General features: G+C 59.0%; 8 protein-coding genes and 2 pseudogenes. 8 read left to right on the forward strand and 2 right to left on the reverse strand.

Translation table 11 applies throughout. From position 1 onward, the window contains the following. Positions 1-447: 447 nt before the first annotated feature. The 3 genes and pseudogenes from I5E68_RS19755 to I5E68_RS19765 all read left to right on the forward strand — a co-directional run. Entirely contained in the window at positions 448-882 is a 435-nt protein-coding gene (locus tag I5E68_RS19755) for a winged helix-turn-helix transcriptional regulator (RefSeq protein ID WP_323982236.1), read from the forward strand. A 113-nt stretch (positions 883-995) separates the two neighbouring features. Continuing rightward, positions 996-2063: an alkene reductase gene (locus I5E68_RS19760; RefSeq protein ID WP_197167427.1), complete on the forward strand. Its 1068-nt coding sequence runs from the start codon at positions 996-998 to the stop codon at positions 2061-2063. A gap of 173 nt (positions 2064-2236) precedes the next feature. Continuing rightward, positions 2237-2722: pseudogene (locus I5E68_RS19765) on the forward strand (IS3 family transposase); the annotation flags it as partial. A gap of 185 nt (positions 2723-2907) precedes the next feature. Here I5E68_RS19765 and I5E68_RS19770 read toward each other — a convergent pair. Together I5E68_RS19770 and I5E68_RS19775 are read right to left on the reverse strand one after the other, a co-directional pair. After that, positions 2908-4284, reverse strand: a complete 1377-nt coding sequence (locus I5E68_RS19770) for a tyrosine-type recombinase/integrase (RefSeq protein ID WP_197167428.1) — start codon at positions 4282-4284, stop codon at positions 2908-2910. 258 nt (positions 4285-4542) lie between these two features. Beyond that, positions 4543-4824: pseudogene (locus I5E68_RS19775) on the reverse strand (integrase core domain-containing protein); the annotation flags it as partial. 179 nt (positions 4825-5003) lie between these two features. On the opposite strand from I5E68_RS19775, the gene I5E68_RS19780 reads away from it, so the two are divergent. The 5 genes from I5E68_RS19780 to I5E68_RS19800 all read left to right on the forward strand — a co-directional run bounded on the left by I5E68_RS19780 (position 5004) and on the right by I5E68_RS19800 (position 8865). Continuing rightward, a complete protein-coding gene (locus tag I5E68_RS19780; protein ID WP_197167429.1) occupies positions 5004-5537 on the forward strand; it encodes a TetR/AcrR family transcriptional regulator in 534 nt (177 codons plus the stop codon). A gap of 129 nt (positions 5538-5666) precedes the next feature. Next, positions 5667-6497: a TauD/TfdA dioxygenase family protein gene (locus I5E68_RS19785; protein ID WP_197167430.1), complete on the forward strand. Its 831-nt coding sequence runs from the start codon at positions 5667-5669 to the stop codon at positions 6495-6497. Positions 6498-6536: 39 nt separating this feature from the next. Next, entirely contained in the window at positions 6537-7433 is an 897-nt protein-coding gene (locus tag I5E68_RS19790; protein ID WP_197167431.1) for an SMP-30/gluconolactonase/LRE family protein, read from the forward strand. Further along, positions 7430-8284 carry an SDR family NAD(P)-dependent oxidoreductase gene (locus I5E68_RS19795; RefSeq protein ID WP_197167439.1) on the forward strand — a complete coding sequence of 285 codons (855 nt, stop codon included), beginning with the start codon at positions 7430-7432 and terminating at the stop codon, positions 8282-8284. The genes I5E68_RS19790 and I5E68_RS19795 overlap by 4 nt, the downstream gene beginning before the upstream one ends. Beyond that, the gene (locus I5E68_RS19800; RefSeq protein WP_197167441.1) at positions 8281-8865 is read left to right on the forward strand and encodes a nuclear transport factor 2 family protein; all 585 of its coding nucleotides are present in this window, start codon (positions 8281-8283) and stop codon (positions 8863-8865) included. The genes I5E68_RS19795 and I5E68_RS19800 overlap by 4 nt, the downstream gene beginning before the upstream one ends. Positions 8866-9097 lie beyond the last annotated feature (232 nt).

The raw sequence follows: 9097 nt of genomic DNA on the forward strand, positions 1-9097 counted from the left end.
CAACGTGACCCCGGCAGACGCCTACTTCGGAAGGGCTCCCGCCATCATCAAGCGCCGCGAAACCATCAAGCGAAAAACCATCGAACATCGCCGCTTGCTTCACCGCAAGCTCGCCGCCTAACATCAACCCCCAGACGAGGCTCGCTCTCCGCTAATCCACGCCCCGATCTGTGCCAAATGTCTCGACGACGGACACAACCAATTGCGACTCCACAGCTTCTTTGAAGTGCGTTGGGATGGGCGGTTCCCGAGGGCGTTGCTGTGTTTACCCACTGGGCTAGCACTGTACCGGCATAAGCAGCCTGGCACGTCTACCATCGTCCGGCATTTCGTGTGGGACTATGTTTCCTGCGCCCACCTTAAGCCGCATACCGACTTTCTCCGTGCAAGCGCCAAGCCAAGAGGGTAGGTGTAGATTTTATACCAGCATGTCCGAAGCACGAATTTTTGGATGAACATAAAATGCACGATGTCACGGAATTAGATCCGGTTTGCTTCTCATCGGATTGCCCTAGCCGGGGCCTCTTCGATCAGATCGCTGACAAATGGTCCACGATGGTACTAACGGTCCTGACCGACAAGCCTCATCGGTTTAACCTCATTCGTAGACGGTTGGAGGGCGTTAGTCAGAAAGCGCTCACACAATGCCTGCGCAAACTCGAGCGCAATGGGATGATCACCCGCCGCGTCATTTCCCTTTCGCCAGTAGCTGTCGAATACGAGATCACCGCGCTGGGCCGCACCTTGCAAGAACCATTGCGAAAACTTCACCAGTGGACGCTAGACAACCTTCCGGACGTCAACGCTGCACGGGAAGCGTTCGATGCCCGCCAATCGGATGACGGCTTCAGTGGTGTTCAGGTGGGAAAACATGCGGGTTAAGTCTCGTCAAACGGGTGGTAGGTTTACTCAGCCCTACCTAGGCGACCAAAGGTGCCTAATTGATGTTAGGTCTACAATGTATATCTAGGTCTCCAGATTTACTGGAGCATCAAATGACTGATCTGAAATTACTGACCGCGCTGAAAACCGACACTTTCGAATTCAAGAATCGAGTGTTTATGGCTCCCATGACAAGGGCTAGAACGCCCGACCATGTGGCAAATGATCGGACTGCACTTTACTACTCCCAACGTGCCTCGGCAGGCTTGATCATTTCGGAAGGCACGCAGATCAGCGAGCAAGCGATCGGCTGGACGAATACACCCGGGATCCATACCTCCGAACAGATTGAAGGATGGCGCAAGGTTACTGAGGCCGTTCATGCAGCAGGTGGCCTTATCTTTGCACAACTCTGGCACACGGGCCGTGCGTCTCATCCGGACTTCCATGACGGAGCTTTGCCGGTGGCGCCTTCGGCAGTGCCCTTCGAAAGCCAGGCCTTTACGCCTGAGGGGCCGAAGCCAACCGTCACCCCGCGCGCCATGACTTTGGAGGAAATCCAATCCACAATTGCAGACTACGAGGCCGCTGCACGCGCAGCCCAAGCCGCAGGTTTCGATGGTGTTGAAGTGCATGGTGCCAATGGCTACCTCCCGGCCCAGTTCCTCGAAGACGGTCCAAATAAGAGAACGGACGCTTACGGCGGGCCTATCGAGAACCGCGCCCGCTTCCTGCTCGAAGCGACCGACGCGGCCATCCGAGTGTTTGGACCTTCCCGCGTATCGGTAAGGCTTTCACCTCGGATTCCCTATAACGACATGGGCGATAGCGATTTGGAAGGCACATACATGTTTGCCGTAGAGGCTCTCGAGGCCAGGAAGGTGGGCATACTCCACTTCATGGAAGCGGCGCAGCTTCCTGATGGCCTCAAGCCGTTGGCCCCCGAAGCAAGAAAGCGCTTCTCCGGTGTGTTCGTCGTGAACGTAGGCTATGATCGGGAAACTGGCGAACAGGCGATCGCGTCGGGCTTGGCCGACGCAGTGACCTTCGGAACGCTCTTCATCAGCAACCCGGATCTGCCCGAACGCTTCCGTCGAAACGCCGCCTTGGCACCGTCTGATCCATCCAGCTATTATGTGGGCGACGAGCAGGGCTACACGGACTACCCGCCCCTCACTTGAGGCTTTCCGATTAGACTTCATTCGCCATTCCGTCGCGCCTCTTCTTCAAAGATTAGAGAGCGACGGGATGGCAATTTTCACTGCTTTTGTTCGCGCCAAGCACCCGAACGCGATCCGCTTAATCAGGGCACGGCCCGGTTGAAGCCGATAGCGACCCGCAGTTTCGTCCGCTTTTGACGGACATCACCTACATCCGCACCCTGGAGGGCTTTGCCTATCTGGCCGTTGTGATCGATCTCTATTCCCGCCGCGTGGTGGGTTGGTCGATGCAGAGCAGGCAGACTACCGATGTGGTGCTGCAGGCGCTGCACATGGCGGTATGGCGGCGCAAGCCGAAGCCGCGGGTGCTGATCCATTCGGATCAGGGCTCGCAGTTCACTTCGCTGGACTGGGCGGCCTTCATCCGGGCTCACAATCTTGAGCATTCGATGAGCCGGCGCGGCAACTGCCATGACAACGCGGTGGCAGAGAGCTTCTTCTCGTCGCTCAAGCGTGAGCGCATCCGGCGCCGCACCTACAAAACACGCGAGGAAGCCCGGCAGGACGTGTTCGATTACATCGAGATGTTCTATAACCCGGTCCGCAAGCACGTCAGGAACGGGATGCTTTCGCCAGCCCAGTTCGAACGCCAGCAGATGTTGAAAGCAGAAGGCGTCTAGAAAACTAGGGGCCACTCAACCCGGTATGCCCACCAACTGCGTGCACGTGATTACGGGCAACCACCCCGCAGCTTTCGCCAGTGGGTCGAAGAGAATACCGGAGCGTTCCGGTAAGCAGGCGGATGAGGATGTGGCGCTATAGCCGTGATCGTCAGGCCGGAGAAAATTCGGCCTGACCGAGAGATTTAGGTTCCGAACTGCATCGGCCGATCAACAAGGTCATCCACGACAGTGCCCGCTTCTGCCGCAGTTTCCAGAAAGCGCGTCAATGCTGCCTTTCTCGACTTGCGATCAAGCGGATAGCTGTGAAGAACGAGCTTCGACCCGTCCATCAACGCGTGAATGTAGCCGGCCACGGTATCGGCGGCGACGACCAGCGCGGCGTCGAGCGTGTGAATATATCGGCTTGTGATGGAGCCGGATGCGTGACCGAGAAGAGCGGCAATCGTGATCTCGGTGAAGCCAAGATCATTTGCCATGCTCGCAAAGCTGTGCCGCAGAACGTGCGGTGTGACATTCGACAGGTCGCTTTCCCTGAAGATCTTGTTCCAATGGTTTGGAAAGCTGCCGCACGGCGTATCGATCTCTCGGCCTGGAAATATGTAGGGACTATACCCTTCCAGGATTCGGCGCTCGTCGATCGCTTCGAGCACGGCAAGCCCGACAGGACGAACGGATTGCCCCTCTTTGCTGTCTTCAAGGCGCAAGCAGCTGCCGGCATCATCGACCTCGGACCATTTGAGCCCGATGATTTCGCCCCTTCGACACCCCGTTAGCGCGAGTAGCCGGATCATCTCCACAGTGGACTTGTAGGTTTCATCCTCGCCGGTGGTTCGAAGCATCGATCCCAGCTTGCGGTATTCCTCTTCGCTCAACCTCCGGGTCCGAACCGCGTCCTTCGGCTTGCGGATGCCGTGGGCGGGATTGGCGGTGATGATCCCCAATTCATCTTTGGCGTAGGTGAGTATGCCGCCAAGGAGACCGACGGTGCGATTTGCCGTGCCGGGGCCGCCCTTTACGATCGAGCGGCCGCGCAGCTTTCCGGTTTTCACGTTCCTGCGGGTTCGCCCGGACATGATGTCCTTCATCATGGCTGTCACATCCGCTTTGGTAAGCTGGTTCACTGGCCTGGCGCCGATGAGGGGGATGATGTGTTGGCGGATACGGCCGATGTCGGTGTAGCGTGTGCTTGCCTTCTTTGGACGACCGCGCTTTCCCAGAACGCGATCATTCTCCAACTCGGTGATGTAGCACTCGCACAGTTCTTTGACGCTCATGGCCTTCCGGGCTTCTCTTCGCTCCATGAGAGGGTCGTTGCCGTGCGCGACACTAGCCAGCGCCTTGATCGCGAGCGTTCGAGCTTGCTCGGCGGTGATCGTTCCATGCCGTCCGAGCTTCATGCGCCTGCGGACGTCGTTCGTGTTGCGATAGTCAACAAAATAGGTTCGGACGCCCGATGGCATCACGAAGGCGCCGAAGCCTTTCAGTTCGCTGCACCAGATCGTGTATTGCCGATCCCGTAGTTCGGCCTTGTCGAGCAGGGTTTTTGTCAGTTTGGGCACGAAGCACCTCCTTCAGAGGGCGCTCAAAAACTCACTGGCGACTCACCCCCTGAACGAAAACTCTGGGGTAGACACGAGTACATTCTAGAACGCCGCACGTCAATATTATCCTGTTAAAACAGACGGTTAACGTGCTCTGGCGAAGGATTTGCAAAATTAGCGTAAGATCGTTCGGATGGACTCCGAAGGCAAGCCTCTGATCTATACGCCGCCGTTGAAGGACGAACTTGAGCGCCAGATCGACAACAAGGCGGGGAGGAATTGACGCTCGCACGGGGCTTTGTCGTGGATGCCCCTGCTGAAGCTCTCGACAAAGCCGTTCTGCATCGTGTGGCCCGGGGCGATGTAATGCCATTCCACACAGGCCTGGCCACGCCACGACAAGACCGCGTTGCTGGTGAGTTCGGTGCCATTGTTGCTGACGATTAGGCCCGGCTTTCCGCGTCTCTCGATCAGGAGCGCCAGTTCGCGCACGAGACGGCGCCCACAGATCGACGTGTCGGGGATCGCGGCCAGGCACTCGCGCGTCACGTCATCGATGCATCTGCCAATATCGCGCCCTTTTTTTGCTTGTTCAGCCTAGACCTCTTGTAGAGGGGGCTTTCGTTTGGCGCGATGATTTCAGCAAAAAGCATGGCATTCCCCGCGTATTGTGCCAATCAGCATGCATGGCGAGGACACGCGATGCAGATGGAGAAGATCGGGCAAGCCGCGAGGCCTTGATCCTGGATACGACCGAGCGCTTGCTCGTCGAAATCGGATACGGCGCATTGAGTACGCGCAAGGTCGCGGCTCGAGCTGGCGTGACGCCGGCGCTGATCCATTACTATTTCAAGACGACCGACGATCTGCTCGTCGCGGTCTATCGGCGCGCTGCGAATGAAAGTCGCGCGAAACAGGCCGAAGCCTTCCAGCAAGGCGGAGTTGCCGCGATGTGGCACTCGGTTTCGGATCGCCAGCGAATGGCCCTGGCGATCGAATTCATGGCCATGGCCAACCATCGTCCGGCAATTCGGGCCGAGATATCGAAATCGGTCGAGCGGGCGAGGGCCGAGCAGCAGCGCGTCATCGAGCAGGAGCTTGCGCGCCATCCCGATGTTCGGCTTCCATTTTCCCCCTTGGTCCTGACCGTGATGGCGGCTGCTATCGGGCAGGCGCTCGTGATGGAAGAGGGCGTGGGCATCGGCTTGGGCCACGAGGAAACGCGCGCGGCCATGACGTCCTTGGTCCACCGGCTTCTCGCGACCGGCTGAACACCGGCACACCGGAAAAGGAACAGCGGGCCCGTGTTGCAGGATGCGGGCTTGCTTGAACCTTCTGCGCGAATCGGTTAAACACGTGTTTAACAAGGCGCGCGTCGGCCGTTAGTCTGGAGAGGTAAAGTGGCAAGCATCGTTGCTGGGAAATTCTCGATTACCCACGTCAAACCGCAAATCGGCAGCATCGTCGAGAGCGACAAGCAAACCTTGCTGTCGGGCGTCCACGGCGCCGAATTGCGCGATTTGCTCGAAGAGCGCGGCGTCCTCGTGTTCCCCAGGATCGATTTCGACGACGAGGAGCAGATCGCTTTTTCCAAGACGATCGGTGAGTTCGTGCCGGAGATGCATGGCAAGGTCTTCGCCATCTCGATGGACAAGAAGGTCAATCCGCAGGCCGACTATGTGAAGGGTGCGTTCTATTGGCATATCGACGGCACGATGCAGGACGTGCCGCTCTTCGCTTCTTTGATGAGCGCGAAGGTCTTGTCCAAGACGGGCGGTAACACCGAATTCTGCAACACCTATGCCGCATACGACGCGTTGCCCGCGGAGGAGAAGGAAGCGCTGGAGGGGCTGCGGGTCATCCATTCGTTCTACAATTCGCAACTCTATGTCGATCCCGAACCCGACATCGCGAAGATGGAGGAGTGGATGGCGCTTGGCACGAACGAATTGCCTCTCGTCTGGACCCACAAGTCGGGCCGCAAGTCGCTCGTGCTGGGTTCGACGGCGCAATATGTCGTGGGCATGGAGCCGATGGAGAGCACGCGGCTGCTCGTTCGCCTGCGCAGCTGGGCGACGCAGGAGCGCTTCTCGTACAGCCACCAATGGTCGGTTGGCGATGCGGTCATTTGGGACAATACCGGGACCATGCACCGAGCGATGGTTTATCCGTTGGATAGCGATCGGCGGATGCACCGGACAAAGCTGGCTGGAGAGGAAGCGTTCGCCTGAAGCGCCATGGATATCGCAATCACAGACGGATCGCCGACGTTGGAATTCGAAAAGCTTGCTTCGGGATTGTATCTTGAAGGTCTGGCGATCGAGGATGGCACGGCTTGGTTCAGCGACGTTATCGCCGGTGGATTTTGGGAACGGGCCCCGGACGGATCGACAAGGCGCTTCTGCCCCGACCGGCGATGGATCGGCGGCCTGAGTATCGCATCCGATGGCAGCGTGATCTCGACCGGGCAGGGTGGGATTTTGCGCAGCTGTCCGACGACGGGAAAGAGCGACTGGCTGATCTGCGAGACGGACGGAGCCGCGCTCGACGGCGTTAACGAGATCGCGCCCGATGGCCGGGGTGGCTTCTACTTCGGGACATGCGATCTGAGCGCCATCGCCGAAGCGCGACGGCCCGGCCCGGTCGCGATCTACCACGTTTGCGCCCAGGGAAATGTCCGAAAGGTAAGCGCTGATCTGGGCTTTACCAACGGCATGGCGCTCTCGCCGGATGGTACGCGCTTCTATTGCAATGAAAGCTTTGACGGAACCTATGTGCATGATGTGGAGGCCGACGGCCGGCTCTCCAACCGCCGCGTGTTTCTGGCGAAGCGAGACTGCGATGGAATGGCCATCGATCGTGAGGGCAATGTCTGGATCACCGGTTTTGCCTCGGGTCATATTGAGCGTATCTCGCCCGATGGCACTCGGCTCTCGCCGTTCGAAACTCCATTCGAGGCAATCACGCAGTGCCGGTTCGGCGGGCTGGGGATGAACGAGCTCTATCTTGTAACGGTCCCGCTCGATGCAGGGCCAAATCTGGCGGCCGGCAAGCTTGCATCGCAAAGCAAGTCCTATCTCGTGCGATGCCGCCCCGGCGTAACGGGGTATCCCATGCCGCGCATTTGCGTGGACAATCCCCGATTGAAAAGGGCAGGCGGACGATGAGCACGATCGCACTTGTAACCGGCGCCAGTCGCGGTGCGGGGCGCGGGATCGCGTGCGCACTCGGTAGCCATGGCGCGACCGTCTATGTCACGGGCCGGAGCGAAACATCCCAGGACCACCCCTTGCCCGGTACCATCCACGAAACCGCACAGGCCGTCACCGAGGCGGGCGGAAAAGGGATCGCGGTGCGCTGCGACCATGGCGACGACCGCCAGGTCGAAGCCCTCTTCCAGAGGATCGAGGCCGAAAGCGGCCGCCTTGATATTTGCGTCAACAATGCTGCAGCCATCTATGACGAGCTGACGACACCCGGAAATTTCTGGGAAAAGCCGCTGAAGCTGGCGGACATCATCGATGTGGGCATCCGCAGTTCTTATGTCGCAAGCTGGCACGCGGCGCGGATGATGGTGCCACGTGGTCGCGGGGTGATTGCCTTCACGTCGGCATCGGGCGCGGCACACTATGTCTACGGCCCCGGCTATGGCACGCACAAGGCCGGTGTCGACAAGATGGCCTTTGACATGGGCGTGGATCTCGCCGGAACGGGCGTGATCGCCTTGTCGGTCTGGATGGGGGGGCTGCTGACCGACCGGATGAAGGCCATGATCGCGGCCGAATCGGAAAAATACGGCTATCTGAACGATCGCCTCGAAACGCCCGAATTCACCGGACATGTCCTATGGGCCATCGCGCAGGACCCCGGCAACGCCAAATATCTCGGGCACACGATCATCGGCGCGGAAGTGGCCCGTGAGTACGGCATTCTCGATGCAGGTGGTCGCCAGCCACCTTCCTATCGCGAATCCGACAATGTCTGGCCGCTGCAACAATTCGAGAGAGTCATAAGGTGAGGGGAGATCATGCGATGGAGGGGCTCGAGGAGCGGCTGGAAGCGATCGAGAGTCAGATGCGCTATCTGATGGATCGTCAGGAGATCGAGGACGTGATCCACGGCCTCGCGCGCGCGACCGATCGCTTCGACGTCGAGATGATGACCGATTGCTTCACCGAAGATGGTTTCGACGACCACGGCACTTGGGCCCAGACCCCCGCACACGAGTTTGCCCAATGGGCCAATCGAACGCATTCGGGCGGATCCGTCTTGTCTCTCCACAATATCTGCACGCATGGTTGCGAGATCGATGGCGATGTCGCCCATGCCGAAAGCTATGTCATGGGTGCCATGCTCGACAAGGGGGGAGAGACCTGCCGCATTCTCAATGGGCGCTACCTCGACCGGCTCGAACGTCGCGAAGGCAGATGGGCCATCGCGTTGAGGCGGTGTACCGTCGATGTCGTGTTCAAGGCCGATGCCTCGATCATGGCAAGCGATGCATTTCGCGCCTTTGGCATGATCAAGAGCAGTCGGGACAAGCTTGATCCCGGCTACGCGCGGCCGTTGACCATGGATACCCCGGTGGAGCGCTGGTAAGGGCCTTCGCCGAAAGGTCGACGAAGGCGGGTCTTGCGATTTTGCCCTGATAGGTGGGGCAAGTTTCGTCGTGGTCTGTTCAGTCTTCTTCGGCGATCCGCACCTTGTCCGGCGTCAGCGCCCATGGCACAGATTAGGGGTTGAGATTTAAGGAGGGTTTGGGCTTCGTCGTAGTGACGAAGGAACGAAGATGAAGCCCAAACCCTCCTTGCGAAAATCGCCAGCAAAGGCC

The organism is Novosphingobium aureum, from assembly GCF_015865035.1.
Lineage (GTDB): Bacteria > Pseudomonadota > Alphaproteobacteria > Sphingomonadales > Sphingomonadaceae > Novosphingobium > Novosphingobium aureum.